We start from the raw sequence: 17,669 nt of genomic DNA on the forward strand, positions 1-17,669 counted from the left end.
CATTTTCACCCACTAATATGACGTCCGCACACATCCAACGAGATGACTGTGTTCTGTAAAACAAAAACAATATCGCTCGTTCATCATGAATGAATGGCAACAGGGAATTATGATTATGATGGAATTTAAACTGCTTAGGCAGATCAAAAAAGAACCTTATAGTTTATATAAACGTACAGATGACATCACTGTTCAAGAACTCAAACGCATGTATGGTATTTACCAAAAATATTATGCCAATACCCGTTATGAAATTTTTGAACGCGACTTCTTAGAAAAAACCGGTGTTTTTTTCATTATTGAACCGAAAAATAATCAAATTGTCGGATTCTCGACGGTTATGGAGCGTGACTTTATTGTTGATGGTAAAGCCCGACATGCTTTTTTCAGTGGTGATACCATTATTGAGAAAGAGTATTGGGGGAATCGTGCATTAACCCGAGCAATGTTCCGTTATATTATTAGTTTTAAATTTCGTCATCCAAGAACCCCTGTATATTGGATTTTAATCTCTAAAGGCTTTAAAACTTATCTGCTCTTAGCCAATAACTACTACAGCTACTATCCACATTATGGTGAGAAAAATGCCCATCTCAAAGACTTTGTCGAATCGTACTGTAAAGAATATTACTCAGAATACTATAACCATGAAACAGGTCTTCTGAATTTTGGCGAAGACTACCAGCCACTCAAAGCAGATGTTGCGCCAATCACCCATGAGATGCGCGAAAACAATACCAAGATTGCTTTTTTTGAAGATAAGAACCCAACGTGGGTCGATGGAACTGAACTACCGTGCATTGGTGAATTACGTTGGAGCGATTTATACCGTTATGTAAATCGATTCTTAACCAAGACCACCAGTGTGAGTAAACATGACAGCAAGTTACGTTATAAGTCACGTACATTGCATATTGCGACAGGTTCAGACTCGAAGGTGGCCTAATGGGATTGCTTCTCACTACAGCACATCAAGTTTTGAATATTGCCTGCCGTAAAGCATTTCAACGCTATACACAGCAGGCAAATCAGCTGGAAAATGTGCAACGTAAAAAATTAAGCTATTTTTTAAAGAAGCACATTTCACAAAATTTAAGCTATGAGCAATTTGCCAAAAAATATCCGCTATCGCGTTATAGCAATTGGAAAAGCCAAATTGAACAATCCAGACAAAGTGGCAAAAATTGTTTGGGGCCTGAAAAAATTGTCCGTTTTCAACCCACCAGTGGGTCGAGTGAAGCAATTAAATTCATTCCCTATACTCAGGCTTTTTTAGATGAATTGGATGAAGCTATTGGGTTATGGCTCACCAATTTATACCGAACTCATCCACAACTGAAGAATTCAACGCATTATTGGTCGGTTTCATGGTTGCCTGAAAGCCAGCGAAAGCTTTTAGAAAATAGTAATTTGAATGATGATAGTGCGCTCCTTAATCTGTCGAAGCGAGTGTTGAGTAAAATTACCCAGTCGGTACCGACTGAAATTGCGATGGCGAATTCAGCCGAAGATGCCATGTTTGCAACCGCGGTGTATCTCGTTGCAGATAAGCATTTAGGCATGATTTCGGTATGGAGTCCTACATTTGCTTTGCAATTGTTGGATATCATTCAAGAACATCAAGCTGAAATTGTGCAGGTCTTAAAAACTGGACAATGGCAACGTGAGGGATTGAGTTTTCTGCAAGTTCCTAAATCTTGTCAACAATGCTATCGCTTACAAGACTTGGATTTGACCCAAGCATCGGCGTGGAAAAAACTGTGGCCTAAACTCAGTCTGGTTTCGAGTTGGGATACAGCGAGCGCAGAGCAGTGGGCAGTACAACTCCAGCAACGAATTGCAGGTGTAGCATTTGAAGGTAAAGGTTTATGGGCAACTGAAGGCGTAGTGACGATTCCATTTGCAAACCGTTTTACCTTAAGTTATCAGTCACATTTTTATGAATTTATTTTGCAAGACAGCCAAAAAGTGGTGCCATCGTGGCAACTGAAAATAGGCGATATCGTTAGTCCTGTGATCACGACAGGTTCAGGATTAATTCGTTATGTGATTGATGATGAATTAGAAGTCACCGACTTTTATCAGCAAGTGCCATGTTTCAAATTTTTAGGTCGTAAAATGACGGTAGATTTGGTCGGAGAAAAGCTCGACCACAATTCTGCAGTTAAAGTTCTTGCAGAGTTTAAACAAGCGGATTATTTGCCGATTAGTATCTTGGGTATCGAACAATGTTCTGTTAAAAAACCGCACTATATTTTACTCAGTGAAGGCAATGTAGATAAACAACCATCCGCTCAAGCACTAGACCGTTTGCTTAAACATAATTTTCATTATGAATTGGCACGCGATCTAGGGCAGTTGGATGAACCTGAAGTGGTACATGTACAAGATGCTTGGGACTACTACAAAACACTAGCCATGAACAATGGCATGATTGAAGGGAATATTAAGCCTGAGCCGCTTAAGAAAATGAAAACAAAAATAATTGAGTATTGAGATGGATATCGATGTGTTAGATGCACCGTTCGATGAAACGGCGCTATATCATTCAAAGAATGAAACTAAGTTTGCGGTTCGAAATGCGACTGTAGAAGATGATGAGCAACTAATGAAAATTAGTGCTGAGAGTGTGCCAAGTAATGGCATTACCTTATCTTATGAGCGTCACCCGAGTTATTTGGCTGCTAGCCATGCCCAGTATAATCGACCAGATTTAAAAGTGGTTGTCCCTGTGAATGATCCATCTATTGTGATTGCGATGATGAATTTGGGATGGCGTTATTGTTATATCAATGGTCAGCCTGACCTAATACGTTATGTTGCCGATTTAAGAATGAATCCGGCGTATCGTGGTGCTAAAGTCATGCGATTATTAATGGACTATGTCCATGATGAAATCCCCCAAGATACGATTTTTGAAAGTGTAGTTTTAAACGCCAATATTGTCGCAGCTAGTATTTTACATCATGAAAGATCAGGTTTTCCGTTGCCATATTTTTATGACGAAATCCGAACCTTTACTGTTTCACAAGCAGTGAAACCAAAAGCTTTCAATCAATATCAATTTAAAACCCTGACTGCTGAACGTGTAGATGAAGCAAATGATTTCATTTTAAAAATGAAAGACCATTATAATTTTTTACCTAGCTATGATTTTAATGCGTTGGTTGATGGTCAAAATCCATTTTGGGCAGGCTTAAATCTGGACGATTTTTATTTGATTTATGATCAGCATAATCTGTTGGTTGGACTCTACGGATTATGGAATCAAAAGAGTTTCAAACAAACTCGTGTGATCGACTATTCACGTCCATTAAAGTTGATGAAGCCTTTTTATAATGCCTATGCGAGTGTGCGTGGTGTATTATCACTGCCAAAAATTCAGGGAACTTTCGATTATTTAATGCTGCATAGTCCACTATGTCATCCTGAATATCTAGATGTATTTGCAAGTTTAGTTTTTCATGCCAAGCAACAGACCAAGCGACGTGGCAAAGAAACCTATTGCATCACTCTGGCAGAGAAGGACCCTCGTATAGGATGGATGAAAAATACCACCTCTCACGTGTTAAAAGCCAAGCACTATTTTCATAGTTTTAAAGGCAATCCATATGCAGCTTTTGATCGTAAACGTATAAGTTATTTTGAAGCTGGGCGTATATAGTTAAAGTGATAGCCATCAAAAAATCAATTAAAACTGCCAAATCAATCATTTAAAATCATTCTAATTGTGTACTTATGTAACTGAGTTCTTCAGTATACTGCGCAAAGAATAATCAGAATGAGAAAGACATGTCAAAATTGATGTGGGGAATTGGCAGTTTAGTGGTGCTTTCAGCAGCTGTGGTGGGAGGGAATTTATATGCAGATAAATCTCTTGCCCAATTTTATACACAGAATAATTGGTCAGCTGCTGTACAAGATGTTGATGTGAAGTACAGCAATTATCAAATGGGCTTGATGGGCGGAACGGTCGATTGGGTATTAACTCTGAAAACAGACCCGTGTAAACCCAAAGAAGTGATCGTATTGAAGGGTACCGATCAGATTCAACGTGGGTTGAAAGGTTATAACATCAACTCGAACTTTAAGATTGTTCAACAACAAAGTACGTCCGAATATGCCAAGCTTTTTGATACGGACTTAACGGCAAAAACTTTGGTCAATTGGATTGGTCAAAGTAAAACAGATCTAAAGATTCCTGCATTTAAAACGACTGCACAAGGTGCAACAGTACAAGCTGATGCAAGCCAATTGCAAATTCGAATTAATAGTTTACCGGGGCAGGCCACTAAGGTCTCTGAGCTTTCAATCCATTTACCTGTGGTTCGGTTGAGTGAAGGTCCAATGCAAACCTTGGTGCAAAATTTTTCGATGAAGACCAATCAAGGTCTAAATCAGAAAAATCTTGAAAATGGTTTTGTTGAAATTCAAGCGGGTTCTATCAAACGTTTAGATCAAAAGTTCTCAGGCGGTATGCGTGGTATGCAACTGCGTTGGGAGACCGAACTAAATAAACATGATGTGGACTTTGAAGGCTACTTAAAAGCTGATGAAATGGATTTCCCTGGTTCACCGGTCACTAAAGATTTCGCACTGAATTTGGCATTGCATAAAGTTAATTTAGATAAAGTTCGTGCATTTAGTGAACTTTTGCATCAGGTGGAAAATTCATGCGATGCAGTGGGTGAATCAAGTGAAGAAATGACTCAAGCATTCTTAGCAATCGCAAGCCAAGGTTTTGATTTTGAATCTAAAGATAACTCGATCAGTATTGGTGGAGGTAAAGCCTCTGCAAATGTCGTGGGGAAAGTCATGCCGGGTCACCATGCCTCAATGGAGTCTTTTATTAAAATGGTGCCGAGCTTACTAGATTTTCAAGCAGACTTAAGTTTTGATAAAAATATGATGACTGCAATCATGAATAACTTTTTGCAATTACAGGGCAAAAGTTTGTCAGGACAGGAAGCCGAAGTCATGTTTGCAGGCTTTGAAACATCAGGGCAAGGCAAGCGCGATGGCAATAATATGGTCATGAGTATGCAATATAAGTTTGGTCAAAAGCTTTTTGGTCAAGCTATACAAAAGAAATAAGCAACCAGTAGTGAGTAGTTAAGTTTAAAAAATATAAAACCGTCATAGATTGGCGGTTTTGTATTTTTGGCTACAGAATTATGATTTTCAGTTTATCGGAACACAGCGGCCTAGCCATTGTTGAATAGTTGAAAAGTTGCTAGCGTCAATGGGCAACTAGCCAATCAAAACAACAATAGGAAAGACACCATGTCACACGATTATTTTTTTAGACGGAAACTTATTCATTCATCCATGCCTAAATGTTCTTGGGTAAAACACAGTCTTATTAGTAGCATTTTTTTAATCGCTGTTCAGTCTATAGCTTTTGCGGGGACGTCAATTTCAGATCAACGTTTGTCGAATGAAACGCAAGGTAAAAAACAGTTTAGTGAAGAAACCTTAGATATTATTGAGAGTGAAGCAGCTAAACCCAAAGAAGAGCAGCAGAAAAATTCAAATCATAAATCTAATCGTAATAATAAGATCATTCAAGAAACCCAGCTTGAAGGCTCAACCATGAGTGATTATTTGCTTCAAAAGAAAAGGGCAGCGGATCAGGTCGGGTTAATACAATCTCCAGAAGTCGCACCGATTAACCGTATTGTGCTGCAAGAGCGACATGAAAATATTCGAGTAACGTATCCAGATGGAGTCGTGGTTGAAATGAAGCACTGACGTGCTTCATTTCATAGATCAGGAATTGCTAAAGTTAAACCTTAGATTTGTGGATGGGTGATTTTCCATGCACGATGAATTTTGCTGTTACGTTTAAAGTCTAGACCAATGGTTTCATTGCTGATTTCTTCAACATCAAACATTGCCATGATCACATCGTCCATCTCAAAACCACGGTAGTTGTTTGAGAAGTAAAGCGTACCGTCAGTGGTTAAACGGTTCATGGCACGTTTAAGTAAAGACATATGGTCGCGTTGGACATCAAAAGTACCATAGAACTTTTTAGAGTTTGAGAAGGTTGGTGGGTCAATAAAGATCAGGTCATATTGCTCGTGACCTTCTTTTAACCATTCAAAACAGTCACTAGAGAAGAACTGATGTTGTTCATCTGCATGATCTACAGTCAAACCATTCAGTACAAAGTTCTCTTTAGACCAGTTTAGGTAGGTATTTGACAAATCGACACTGGTCGTACTTGCTGCACCGCCAAGCGCTGCATGTAAGCTCGCTGTAGAGGTATAGCTGTATAAGTTCAGGAAGTGTTTACCTTTGGCTTCTTTGGCAATCCGTAGACGCATTTGACGATGGTCAAGGAACAGACCTGTATCGAGGTAGTCTGTTAGGTTCACCAAAATCTTTGCTTTGCCCTCTTGCACGATAAAACGTTTAGACGCAGTACTTTGTTTGGTGTACTGATTTTTACCTTCTTGGCGAGCACGTGTTTTAATGAAAATCGCATCACGACCTAAGCCTGTCACTGCACGAATCGCTTGAAGTGCTAAGTTAAAGCGTTTTTTTGCTTTTTCAGGGTCAATTTTTTTCGGTGGTGCGTATTCTTGTACGTGTAAACGATCACCATACAAATCTACCGCGACATTAAAGTCTGGCAAATCGGCATCATATAAACGTAGGCAGAAAATATTTTCTTTAACTGCCCATTTTTTAAGATTCTGCATGTTTTTTTGCAGACGGTTAGTAAAGTCTTCTGCACCTTCAATTTTTTCAAATTGTTGAGGTTCCCAATGCTCGAGGAAAGGCTTTTGAACTGCTGCAGGTTTGACTGTACCAAAACGGACGTAAATTGGCAGCTTACCATTCATCAAACGCAAAATTTGCGGATCATTAAAGGCAAGGACATCGGCCTGTTCAACTTGTGCTGCAATAATTGCAGCAGGCTGATTTGGGAAGTTCTTTTGTAATAATGCCGATAGACCTAAATACAGTGCGCGGTTAGAGGCTTTATCACCTAAACGCTCGCCGTATGGAGGATTAGTGACAACAAAGCTTTTCTTACCTGTTGCTTGGAATTCTGGCCAGTCTGCAAGTGTACGTTCTTCAATTTTAATTTGATCAAGTACAGATTCGAAACCTGCAGCAATAATATTTTGTTTGGTCGCTTTTACCGCTTCCCAGTCTGCATCAAATGCATAGAATTGTGGGAGAGGATTTTCAAGTGCAGCTTTATGACGCTCAGCCGCTTCGCCTTTAATTGACATCCAAAGTTCATGGTCATGACCATTCCAACCATTAAAACCAAAACGACGAACAAGGCCTGGCGCGCGGTCAGTCAAAATCATTAATGATTCAATGATAAATGTCCCTGAACCACACATTGGGTCCAAAATAATATCGGGTTGATGCTGTTTAAGTTTGGCTTTCTGTAAGATGGCAGCCGCTAGATTTTCTTTAATCGGCGCATCTGTCATGTAGCGACGGTAGCCGCGTTTATGCAGAGAATCACCTGATAAATCTAAGCAATAAGTATGTTCAGTTTTGCCAGCTAATACATACAACGTAATTTCAGGTTGCTTAATGTCAATGCTTGGACGTTTGCCCACAGCTTCCATAAAGGAATCGACCACACCATCTTTGACACGTAAAGTTGCGAACTGAGAATTGACTTTGATGTCACGTTCAATATGTAAACGAACGGCAAATGTACTTTGTGGTGCAAAAATAAGTGACCAGTCAAAGTTTATTGCACCTTCATAGAGCTCTTCCGCTACATCGCGTGCATCATGTGTGAACTCTAATTCATGTGTATGAATGGGGGTGAGTACACGTGAAGCCAAACGTGACCACATGCAAATACGGTACGCATCTTCAAGTGTGCCTTTGAATACAAGACGACCCGGGAACTGTTCAATATTTTGAACACCTAAACCTTCAATTTCCTCGCGGAGTAAGGTTTCCAGTCCATCTGCACAGGTAACCCAATATGTAGAAAGACGCGGTTTCGAATTCATGTAAATTTCCAAAGGCAAAAAAGCAATCGCATATTTTAACGTATTTTCGGGGATTTGGGCGGACGATATTGCGCTGAAACGGGAGAAATATCGGTAGATTTGAATGACTTTATCAAATTTATTCTGTGTACATTGTGAGAAATATCACTTAATGGTACAAAAATTGCTATAACCCTGATCAAAATTCGATCTTTATAATATTGATATCATTAGGGGTATTTATGACAGGGCTGGCAATCAATAGTCAATCAAACGCATTTTCAATCGCCACTTTAATTTACGCGCGTTTACGTCGTGTGTCAGGTCGGGTTATTGACGCATTATATGTGGTTGAGAATGTCGAATATGCACGCTTTGTTTCTAACTTGGCTTTGGAAACGGCTGATCCTGAATTATCTCGTTTAGTTGCACGTTTATATAGTGAGTTGAATTTGCATGAAGCTGCCGTTTCTGAAGCAGAGGAATTGACGGACAGTTCAGTACAGCCTGAAACGGCAGAAATATTAATGAGCGAACCGACTGCGGAAGACATCTGTAAAGCACAGGTTGCACATCGTTATATTGGCGCATTGCGTTAATTCAATCCCGCTGTGAGCAGCAGCATAAATTTCCTGCTGCACGCAGCCTGACGTATCAACTCTCTTTCTTTATTTCACAAGTTATTTAACTGCGCAGAAGGCGGCTGTTTATAGCTGAACTTTATCTGTTTGAAAGTATTCAATTCAATCAAAAATAAGGACAGATAGAAGTCCTGTTTGAAGGCTTTTTGAAAGGGGAAAGGTGAAGTTTAATTTAAAACGTTTAATTTATCTAATTGAAATGATAGATAGGAATTTGAAAATTCATTTTGAATAACATCATGCGTTTGCATTGAACGTTGAAAACTTCAACTGCCATTTGCCAAGATTCTCTGTATAATGCGTTAACTTAACGATAAGGAATCTCTCATGCACTTGGCGGCATTGCATACACCGAGCCAGATTCAACTCAACCAAGATGGTAACTTAAAACATTTCCTCACCATCGAAGGCCTTTCTAAAGAAACTCTCACAAAAATATTGGACACTGCACAGTCCTTTTTTAATGACCAAAATCAGCTGATTACCAACAACCTTTTAGAAGGTCGTACGGTAATGAACCTGTTTTTTGAAAATTCAACACGTACCCGTACCACTTTTGAAGCGGCAGCAAAACGTCTGTCTGCAAACGTATTGAACATTGATATTGCACGTTCAAGTACATCAAAAGGCGAGACACTGCGTGATACCTTGTGGAATTTAGAAGCGATGGCGACCGATATTTTTGTGGTTCGTCATTCATCGTCAGGCGCGCCGCACTTTATTGCCAAAGATGTTTGTCCGCATGTGGCAATCATCAATGCAGGCGATGGCCGTCATGCGCATCCTACGCAAGCCATGTTGGATATGTTGACGATTCGCCGTGAAACCAAAAAGAATTTTGAAGACATTTCCATTGCCATCATTGGCGATATTAAGCATTCGCGTGTTGCCCGCTCAGATGTCGCTGCATTACAAACATTAGGCTGTAAAGATATTCGTGTCATTGCGCCAAATACCTTGCTGCCTTACGGTTTTGATGACTATGGCGAAGGCGTTCGTCTGTTCAACAACATGGAAGCCGGTATTCAAGACTGCGACGTGATTATTACCTTGCGTATTCAAAATGAACGTATTGATTCTCCTGCGCTGTCATCTCAAGCTGAATTCTACAAAATGTACGGTTTGAATAAAGAGCGCTTGGCTTTGGCTAAACCTGACTGCATCGTGATGCATCCGGGACCAATGAACCGTGGTGTTGAAATTGACTCAAGTATTGCCGATGGCACTCAGTCAGTGATTTTACATCAGGTGACCAATGGTATTGCGGTACGTATGGCGGTACTGGCTTTGGCAATGCAAGGTCAGTTGCAAGAAAAAGGTTTAATTGAAGCGATTGCGGTTTAAGGGATAGTCATGAGTATTGTTAAAGTTGAAAATGTACGTGTCTTAGATCCAATCAATCAAACTGACAGCGTACAGACAGTTTATATTGAAAATGGCCGATTGGTTGCCGAAAGCAATGCCGCTGAAACCATTGATGGTCAAGGCAAATGGCTGATGCCAAGTATGGTTGACCTTTGCGCGCGTTTACGAGAGCCGGGTCAGCAGCAGCACGGCACTTTAAAGTCAGAAGGTAAGGCTGCGCGTGCGAATGGTATTTTGCATGTGTTTACCCCGCCTGACTCTAAACCGATTGTGCAAGACAATGGTGCATTAATTCATGGTCTTGTAGAAAAAGCCATGCTGGACGGCGGTATTTATCTGCAGGTGATTGGCGCGCAAACTCTAGGCTTGTTAGGCAAGCAGCCTGCGAATATGGCGGGTTTGAAAAAAGGTGGCTGTACTGCGGTATCGAATGCTAATGCGCCATTTATGGACGATGATGTGGTGATTCGTACCTTGGAATATGCTGCGGGTCTGAACATGACCGTTGTATTCTATGCCGAAGAACCGCAGATTGCCAAAGATGGCTGTGTGCATGAAGGCTTTGTCGCATCTCGTCAAGGTTTACCGATGATCCCTGCATTAGCGGAAACCGTAGCCATTGCAAAATATTTACTGATGATTGAAGCCACTAAAGTGCGTGCGCATTTTGGTTTGTTGTCATCAGGCGCATCTGTTGAATTGATTAAACATGCTAAAGCGAAAGGCTTACCGGTGACTTGCGATGTAGCCATGCACCAATTGCATTTAACTGATCAGTTGATCGACGGCTTTAATTCACTTGCGCATGTGCGTCCGCCGCTGCGTTCTGAGCAAGATAGAGACTTGCTCAGACAAGCGGTAAAAGACGGTGTGATTGACGCGATCTGTACGCATCATGAGCCATTAAGCAGCTCTGCGAAAATGGCGCCATTTGCTGAAACACAGCCCGGTTTTACCGCATTTGATACTTATGTGCCTTTTGGTATTCAACTGATTCAAGAAGGCCTATTAAGCCCACTGGAATGGGTTGAGAAAGTCACACTCGCACCTGCTAAAGTAGCCAATATGCAACAACGTTGGGAAGATGAAGCGGGTTGGGTGCTTGTTGATCCAGAACTTGAGTGGACCATTAATAAAGACACGATTGTGTCAAATGGTAAGAACACACCATTAATTCAGCACACCGTTAAAGGTAAAGTGCTTCAAGCTTTTTATGCCGTTTAAGCTGAAGCTCAACATGGAAAATGTTAAGTCTTAGCATTTTAATTTGATATCTAAAAGTCAGCTTCGGCTGGCTTTTTTTATGAGGATTGAAATTAATAAATTGAAAATAAAAAGAGATTAACGCGCTGACAAGTCTGAACAAATTATTACATTTGATCAAAAAATAAGCATATAAACTAAAGTACACATGAAAATAATGACAACTGCATGGAGTACAAATATGAATATAGATTTATTAGCGCTGATTAAGCAGCACGTCTCCTCGATTGTGCTGGACGGTGATACACAACACTTAGCTGAAAAAAATTCAGCCATTAGCCAGTTTATTCCAGTCCTGTTGAATATTTTTCGATCCAAACCTGAATTTATTGATGCCTTTCAAAAACAGTTAAACCCTCGTATTAGTGATATATTTTCAGCAAATCCCACATTAAAAGAACAATTTTTGCAACATCTCGGTGGCGGTACGGCCCCAACGTCAGAAATAGAGCAAACCTTAAACCACTCTATAGCTCCAACTTTAGGGGCACTTGAAAATGAAGCGGGTTCATCTGATCCCGTCGCAATCACGCATTTACTTGATAATCATGCAGATAGCATTTTGGCGGCACTACCACAATGGGCAGTGCCTTTACTCGCAGGTTTAGGGGTAAACACTGCAGCTGGCCGTACATTACACCAAGCGCCTGTTGTTGAACCAACACCTGTTATCGTTGAAGAAAAACGCTCGAATTGGTTATTGCCAATTATTGCGCTGCTTATATTATTGGGTCTGATCGCATTTTGGTTTAAGTCTTGTACTAATAAAGAAGAACCAACCATCTCTGCAACAACGGTTGCACAGCCTGCTGCATCTCAGCCAGCACATTTGCAATTTAGCACCGGTACAGATGGGCAGTTAACCAACTGTCAAATTCAAACAGGCGATTCAAACTATCTTGAAATTTTGCAGCAACAAGTCAAACAGATCTTTAACTTTAATACGGGTTGTGGTGCTTCATCTGATGCCAGTTACCATACGCAATTTATTGATCAAGATACCATTCCAACGGTTCTGCAAAAACTTAAAGGTGTGCCAAATACCACTTTAACCTGGACAGAAAATCAGTTATCGATTTTGTCGCAAAATCCTGCGGATGCTCAAAACCTTGCCAATCAAATTAAGCCTTTAGCAAAAAATATGACGGTATTGGTTCAAGAAGGTGTGAGTGAACAAACTGCAGTAGATAACAGTATTACTGATGCACAAAAAGCATTAGCGAGTATTAACCCTGAACAAGTTCGTGCTCTAGATGTTGCGACTGCGCTGAACTTACAAATTATTAATTTTGCGACAGGTTCATCTGATATTCCTGACGTAAATAAATCGATTTTGGATCAGGCGGCAGCATTGCTGCAGCGCGCTACACAGGTACATCTGACTGTACAAGGTCATACCGACGCTGTGGGTAATGCGGAAGCGAATAAAGCTTTATCGCAAGAGCGTGCACAAGCTGTGGTGGATTATTTGGTGTCGAAAGGCGTTGATCCTGCACAGCTTCAAGCGGTGGGTTATGGTCAAGAAAAACCGGTAGCAGAAAACAGCACCAAAGAAGGTCAATTCAAAAACCGTCGTATTGAGTTTGAAGTTTTAAATACTGAGAATGGCAAAGTACGAGATGTCACCAGCGAAGGCGTAACTGAAAAGACCAATTAAAACCGTACTAAATGAGATGATATATAAAAAATCCCTGCACATGCGGGGATTTTTCTCGTCAAAGCGCTGTAATTTTGAGTAAAATACGCCCGAAGAATAAAATCATAATGGTACTTATACAATGAAAAAAATAGTCATCACGAGCCTCATGTTGTCTGCGGCATTAATATCCGGCTGTGATAATTTTAAAAATAAAAAAGATACAGAAGCCAAAACGGAAGCGCCTGCTTTGGAAGATTGGAGTTGTACTGCACAAGCCAATATTGACCAATTGCAAGATCATTTAAAAAAAGAATATCTCAAAGAATTAAACAAAGAAATACGTCAGTCAGATTATGAAGCCGATCAGCAACTCATGGATCTGATTGTAAAAAATCTAAAATTTAACATTCAAAATGTCACGACTTTAACTGAAGACCCTAATAAAGCCAAAACATTGGAATGTAGCAGTCAATTGTTGGTGGTTTTCCCGAAAGGATTACAAAAGCGTGCTGAAAACGCCTTTGCTGAACGACCATGTGATGAAGGCTGTGAAGAACGTGGTAATTATACTTTGAATGATTCACTCGAAGATGGTGAGTCAGGCTTAAGCACGGACAATGATCAGCTTAAAGGGAACTTTAGCTATAGCATCACTAAAACGGACAAAGATGGTTTAAGTTTAAGTGTCCCAAGTCAAAATGACGTAATTGATAGCGTTGTAACAGTGACACGTCATGCGGTGCTATATGCGGCATATAGTGCTCAAAATAAGCGAAACGAAGAATCCTATCAGCAAGGGATGGAGAGTCAATCTCAACAAATGAGCCTTGCACAAAAGGCGATGGATATTCGTAAGAAAGAGCTTGATCAGGATAATGCCAAAGTGGTGGACCGTCTCAATCAGACTTGGGATCGTTTTAGTGATGAACAAAAGGCGCAGTTACAGCAAGATCAAGCAGACTGGTTTGAAAAGCGTGATATCGATTGTAAAGTGCTTGCGCAAAAAAGTGTTTATTCATTAAATGAAAGTGAAAAAGAGACTTATCAAAAGCATTCGCAATACTGGGATGAGGCGATGAATACGCAAAATCAAGAGTTGCAATATACCAAATGCTTTAATCAGAAAACTACAGAACGAATTGTATATTTAAACAACGTTTTTAATTGATCTAAAAGAAGAAAAGCCCTCAATTGAGGGCTTTTTTTTGAATCTTAGTTTATTGCTTGATGATCAAAACAGGAATTGGGCACTGCGTTAAAATATTTTGTGCTACGCTGCCTAGCATGGCTTTTTTCAAACCTGTGCGTCCATGTGAACCCATGATGATTAAATCCGCAGAGATTTCATCAGCCACTTGTAAAATCCCTTCAGTTGGCGATACACCATGAATCAAACGAGTTTTAACTTCGATACCATCACGTACAAAGGTTTGTTTGATATCTTCTAAACGCAGCTGAGCACTTTTTTCAGCTTGCATAAAATATTCAGTGATTGCAGGTGCAACAGCATAGAAATCGACACCAACGAATGGATCAACAGCAACAACACTGACAATGGTCACTTGTGCATTTTGACTTTTAGCCAAGCTGAGGGCATGTTCAACAGCAGAATATGAAATTGGAGATTCATCCACAGGGACTAAAATTTGTTGATATTGACTCATATCTGCTTCCTTAATATTTTAAATGTTATCAATCTAATCTTGCTCTATTCACGATATTGTATGAATTAGACAAAAGGGTAAGCTTTTTGGTGAAGGGTGTGCTGAATACAAAAAAGCCCACATCATGTGGGCTTAGTCATTTTTAAGCTTTTACAACCAACACGGGTAATTCAGTATTGCTGAGTACATCTTGTGCGAAGCTGCCGAGTAGCATTTTCTTAAATCCTTTGCGACCATGTGAACCCATCACAATCAAATCGGCTTTGACTTCATTGGCTGCTTCTACGACACCTTCAGCAGAAACTTGACCTTTAATAATCTTACTTTGTGCTTCTACACCCACTTCAGTTGTAATTTGTACAGCTTCTTTTAATGCAGATTCTGCATTTGCATAAGCTTGTACGAAATATTCTTTCATGATTGATGAAGAATAATAAAAGTCTGCATCGGTAAATGGGTCTTCAGCAACAAGGCTGATTAAAGTGAGTTGGCTGTTAAACGCCTTGGCAATAATTGCAGCTTTTTTAACTGCAGAAAACGAGATTTCTGAACCATCGACAGGTACTAAAATGTTTTGATATGACATGGAACAATCTCCTGTAATTTTGCTTTTAAACCCTATAGATTATTGATAACACATTGTCGTGCATGGTTCAATTTATTAATCTAAAAAATATTGTAAATTCATAAAATTACATAAATTAATGTCGATAAGTCGTCAAATAAATCTGAGGGGAAAACTCGGACTTTGCTCAAAAATTATTAAAATAAAATCGACTAATTTTCTCGGGTTTTTAGCCTAAAAGATCAATTTGAACTTTATAAAAATAAGCCTAAACTATATACAGTTTTAAATCTAAGATTTATAACAGAATTGATGCGATTGGATAGTTAGATATGTCATATAAAGTAGGGGTGGTTGTACTCAGCATGTGTTCAGTGTTGCATTTGTCTGGTTGTCAAAACACACAAAGCAGTACTAAAGTGATTGCAGGCGCATTTAACTTATCGACACAAGTTCAAAAGACCTTTATCAACTTACATGCACCTGACAATGTTATTGTGCAGTCAAATATTCAATATCTACAAAATCCAAATTTAAACTTGGATATCTATCAACCTGAAACTAGTATGGCGATTGCACCAAGACCAACGATTGTTTGGATCCACGGGGGCGGTTGGGTCTCAGGTTCAAAAGAGCATGCAGGTGGATATTTTAAACGGCTCGCAGCCCAAGGCTATAACGTGGTTTCTGTTCAATATCAGTTTGCATCTGAAGCCATTTATCCTGCACAGCTCAACCAAATAGATACAGCACTGACGTTTTTGAATCTACATGCGGCACAATATGGCATTGATTCGCAAAATATGTATTTGGCCGGGGATTCTGCAGGTGCAAATATGGCCAGTCATTATGCCGCCTTGGTTACGAATCCTGATTTTGCGCAAGCGTCAAAGATTCAGCCAGTATTAAAGCCTTCACAGCTTAAAGGGCTGATTTTACATTGTGGTATTTATGATTTAAACAGCTTTGTAAATACAGCACCCGACGAGATTGGATTGATCGAGTGGGGCGTCTATAACTTGGTTCAGGCGTATACCGGAGACAAAAAAGATGATGCCGAGTTTTTAACGCGTATTTCAACGGCCTCAAATATTAATGTAAATTATCCGCCAGTATTTATCAGCGGTGGTAATAAAGATTTTTTAACCAAAACGCAATCTGAGCCTTTTGTAGAAAAATTGAAGGCAAATAATGTACCTGTGACAGCGGATATTTTATCCAGATTCGAAAGAATTTTTGGTACATGAATATCAATTTATGATGAGTAAAAAGGCCAGCCAGCAGACCTTTGATCGTACTTTAGAATTTTTGCAACAACACACACAGACCGTCAAAAATTAAAAACAGACTTAAAAGGCTTGCAGAATAATCTTTAACTTAATAACATACCTACCAGTTGGTATGTTTGTTTTGGAATGATTAATGAATTCGGTAACATTGGCCTATGGCTTACTGTCACTAGCGATTATCTCAGAAGTAATTGGTTCGACATTTTTGGTGAAGTCAGAAGGCTTTACCAAACTTGCGCCTTCATTGGCTGTCGCAGTTTTATTCTGTTTGGCATTTTATTTATTGTCTCAGGTGATTAAAGTCATACCACTTGGTATTGCTTATGCCATTTGGGCAGGCGTTGGTATTGTTTTAACTGCACTAATTGGCTACTTTATCTTTCGTCAAAGTTTAGACCTCCCAGCCATGTTAGGGATAGGCCTGATTGTTTCAGGTGTGGTCGTGATCAACCTGTTTTCAACTTCAGCTGGACACTAATATGGATAATCCGCATCAGCGCAAGAAAGAACCTCAACTGATACGCCAAAGTATTTTGCAGCATGCGATCCGTCTTGCTGCAGATAAAGGTGTTAATGGAGTGTCGATTCAAGCCGTTGCGGATTTAGTGGGGGTCACAAAAGGTGGTGTATTTCATCATTTCTCAAATAAGCAAAAGCTCTTAGAGTCCATGATCGTCATGCTTTTAGCTCAATTAGACGAGGTTGTTGACCGATTGATTGACGAAGACCCTGAGCCATACGGTCGTTTTACCCGAGCCTATATTGAAATTACCTTAGAAAAACAAATCATGGGTTTGCAACAGTCATGGTCCGCGATTTCGATGACCATGCTGACCGATAAAACTTTTAATGAATATTGGATTGAATGGATGAACTCACGTTTAGAGCGTCATCATCAGACAGATTCGGATATAGAACTGAAAATTGTTCGTTATGCAGCCGATGGTATTTGGCTCACCGCTTTTACAGAAGTGGAAGATGAGAGCGAAACCCAATTATTAAAACAAGAATTAATCGCCCGAACGTATCGAGTGAAATAGATTAAATAACTGATTTTACATACGTAAAAGTAATTACGCATTTTTAAAATGATTTTTAAGTCTATTCGACAGAGTCTTACATCTAGGGATTGAATAAAGGGATTAGCCTTCGGCTGGAGGTACTCTTGAAATGTTGTTTCTCATTCGGCAAAATGAGAAGCGTGCTACGTAAGGAAACCATCTTGCGGAGCATTGCTCCTCACCGCAAAAACATTTTTGATTAGAAA

Annotated in this window: 15 protein-coding genes and 1 pseudogene; 13 read left to right on the top strand and 3 right to left on the bottom strand. The window is 39.7% G+C overall.

Annotated elements, in window-relative coordinates; genetic code table 11:
* Window positions 1-115 precede the first annotated feature (115 nt).
* The 5 genes from FTU75_RS03170 (at window position 116) to FTU75_RS03190 (ending at window position 5,751) form a co-directional block, all read left to right on the top strand.
* Complete coding sequence (locus FTU75_RS03170) at window positions 116-946, top strand: hypothetical protein (RefSeq protein WP_180107507.1); 831 nt, start codon at window positions 116-118, stop codon at window positions 944-946.
* Entirely contained in the window at window positions 946-2,496 is a 1,551-nt protein-coding gene (locus tag FTU75_RS03175) for a GH3 auxin-responsive promoter family protein (RefSeq protein ID WP_180115111.1), read from the top strand. Before FTU75_RS03170 ends, FTU75_RS03175 begins: the two co-directional genes overlap by 1 nt.
* Before the next feature lies 1 nt (window position 2,497).
* Window positions 2,498-3,664: a GNAT family N-acetyltransferase gene (locus FTU75_RS03180; RefSeq protein WP_180115112.1), complete on the top strand. Its 1,167-nt coding sequence runs from the start codon at window positions 2,498-2,500 to the stop codon at window positions 3,662-3,664.
* A gap of 128 nt (window positions 3,665-3,792) precedes the next feature.
* Window positions 3,793-5,094: a DUF945 family protein gene (locus tag FTU75_RS03185; RefSeq protein WP_180115113.1), complete on the top strand. Its 1,302-nt coding sequence runs from the start codon at window positions 3,793-3,795 to the stop codon at window positions 5,092-5,094.
* Between the two features lie 234 nt (window positions 5,095-5,328).
* Window positions 5,329-5,751 (top strand): hypothetical protein, encoded by a 423-nt coding sequence (locus tag FTU75_RS03190; protein ID WP_180115114.1) that lies wholly within the window; start codon window positions 5,329-5,331, stop codon window positions 5,749-5,751.
* 41 nt (window positions 5,752-5,792) lie between these two features.
* Here the strand turns inward: FTU75_RS03190 and rlmKL are convergent, their stop codons facing one another.
* Window positions 5,793-7,997: a bifunctional 23S rRNA (guanine(2069)-N(7))-methyltransferase RlmK/23S rRNA (guanine(2445)-N(2))-methyltransferase RlmL gene (gene rlmKL, locus FTU75_RS03195; protein WP_180115115.1), complete on the bottom strand. Its 2,205-nt coding sequence runs from the start codon at window positions 7,995-7,997 to the stop codon at window positions 5,793-5,795.
* Between the two features lie 221 nt (window positions 7,998-8,218).
* On the opposite strand from rlmKL, the gene FTU75_RS03200 reads away from it, so the two are divergent.
* From FTU75_RS03200 to FTU75_RS03220, 5 genes are all read left to right on the top strand, one after another.
* Window positions 8,219-8,575: a hypothetical protein gene (locus tag FTU75_RS03200; protein ID WP_180026441.1), complete on the top strand. Its 357-nt coding sequence runs from the start codon at window positions 8,219-8,221 to the stop codon at window positions 8,573-8,575.
* A gap of 369 nt (window positions 8,576-8,944) precedes the next feature.
* Window positions 8,945-9,961, top strand: coding sequence for an aspartate carbamoyltransferase catalytic subunit (locus FTU75_RS03205; protein WP_180115116.1), 1,017 nt, complete (start codon window positions 8,945-8,947; stop codon window positions 9,959-9,961).
* 9 nt (window positions 9,962-9,970) lie between these two features.
* Window positions 9,971-11,206, top strand: a complete 1,236-nt coding sequence (locus FTU75_RS03210; RefSeq protein ID WP_180115117.1) for a dihydroorotase — start codon at window positions 9,971-9,973, stop codon at window positions 11,204-11,206.
* A gap of 220 nt (window positions 11,207-11,426) precedes the next feature.
* Window positions 11,427-12,902, top strand: coding sequence for an OmpA family protein (locus FTU75_RS03215; RefSeq protein WP_180115118.1), 1,476 nt, complete (start codon window positions 11,427-11,429; stop codon window positions 12,900-12,902).
* A gap of 121 nt (window positions 12,903-13,023) precedes the next feature.
* Window positions 13,024-14,052: a DUF1311 domain-containing protein gene (locus FTU75_RS03220; RefSeq protein WP_180115119.1), complete on the top strand. Its 1,029-nt coding sequence runs from the start codon at window positions 13,024-13,026 to the stop codon at window positions 14,050-14,052.
* Window positions 14,053-14,101: 49 nt separating this feature from the next.
* On the opposite strand, the gene FTU75_RS03225 is transcribed toward FTU75_RS03220, so the two are convergent.
* Window positions 14,102-14,548 (bottom strand): universal stress protein, encoded by a 447-nt coding sequence (locus FTU75_RS03225; protein WP_078188616.1) that lies wholly within the window; start codon window positions 14,546-14,548, stop codon window positions 14,102-14,104.
* A 142-nt stretch (window positions 14,549-14,690) separates the two neighbouring features.
* A complete protein-coding gene (locus FTU75_RS03230; RefSeq protein ID WP_078191806.1) occupies window positions 14,691-15,134 on the bottom strand; it encodes a universal stress protein in 444 nt (147 codons plus the stop codon).
* A 311-nt stretch (window positions 15,135-15,445) separates the two neighbouring features.
* Between FTU75_RS03230 and FTU75_RS03235 the strand changes: the two are divergent.
* The 3 genes and pseudogenes from FTU75_RS03235 (at window position 15,446) to FTU75_RS03245 (ending at window position 17,442) form a co-directional block, all read left to right on the top strand.
* Window positions 15,446-16,454 (top strand): annotated as a pseudogene (locus FTU75_RS03235) (alpha/beta hydrolase).
* A gap of 81 nt (window positions 16,455-16,535) precedes the next feature.
* On the top strand, window positions 16,536-16,880 hold the full coding sequence (locus FTU75_RS03240) for an SMR family transporter (RefSeq protein WP_078188613.1): 345 nt from the start codon (window positions 16,536-16,538) through the stop codon (window positions 16,878-16,880).
* A 1-nt stretch (window position 16,881) separates the two neighbouring features.
* Window positions 16,882-17,442 (top strand): TetR/AcrR family transcriptional regulator, encoded by a 561-nt coding sequence (locus tag FTU75_RS03245; protein ID WP_180115120.1) that lies wholly within the window; start codon window positions 16,882-16,884, stop codon window positions 17,440-17,442.
* The last annotated feature ends 227 nt before the right edge of the window (window positions 17,443-17,669 follow it).

This window comes from Acinetobacter sp. YH12140 (assembly GCF_013418475.1).
GTDB classification, from domain to species: Bacteria; Pseudomonadota; Gammaproteobacteria; order Pseudomonadales; family Moraxellaceae; genus Acinetobacter; species Acinetobacter amyesii.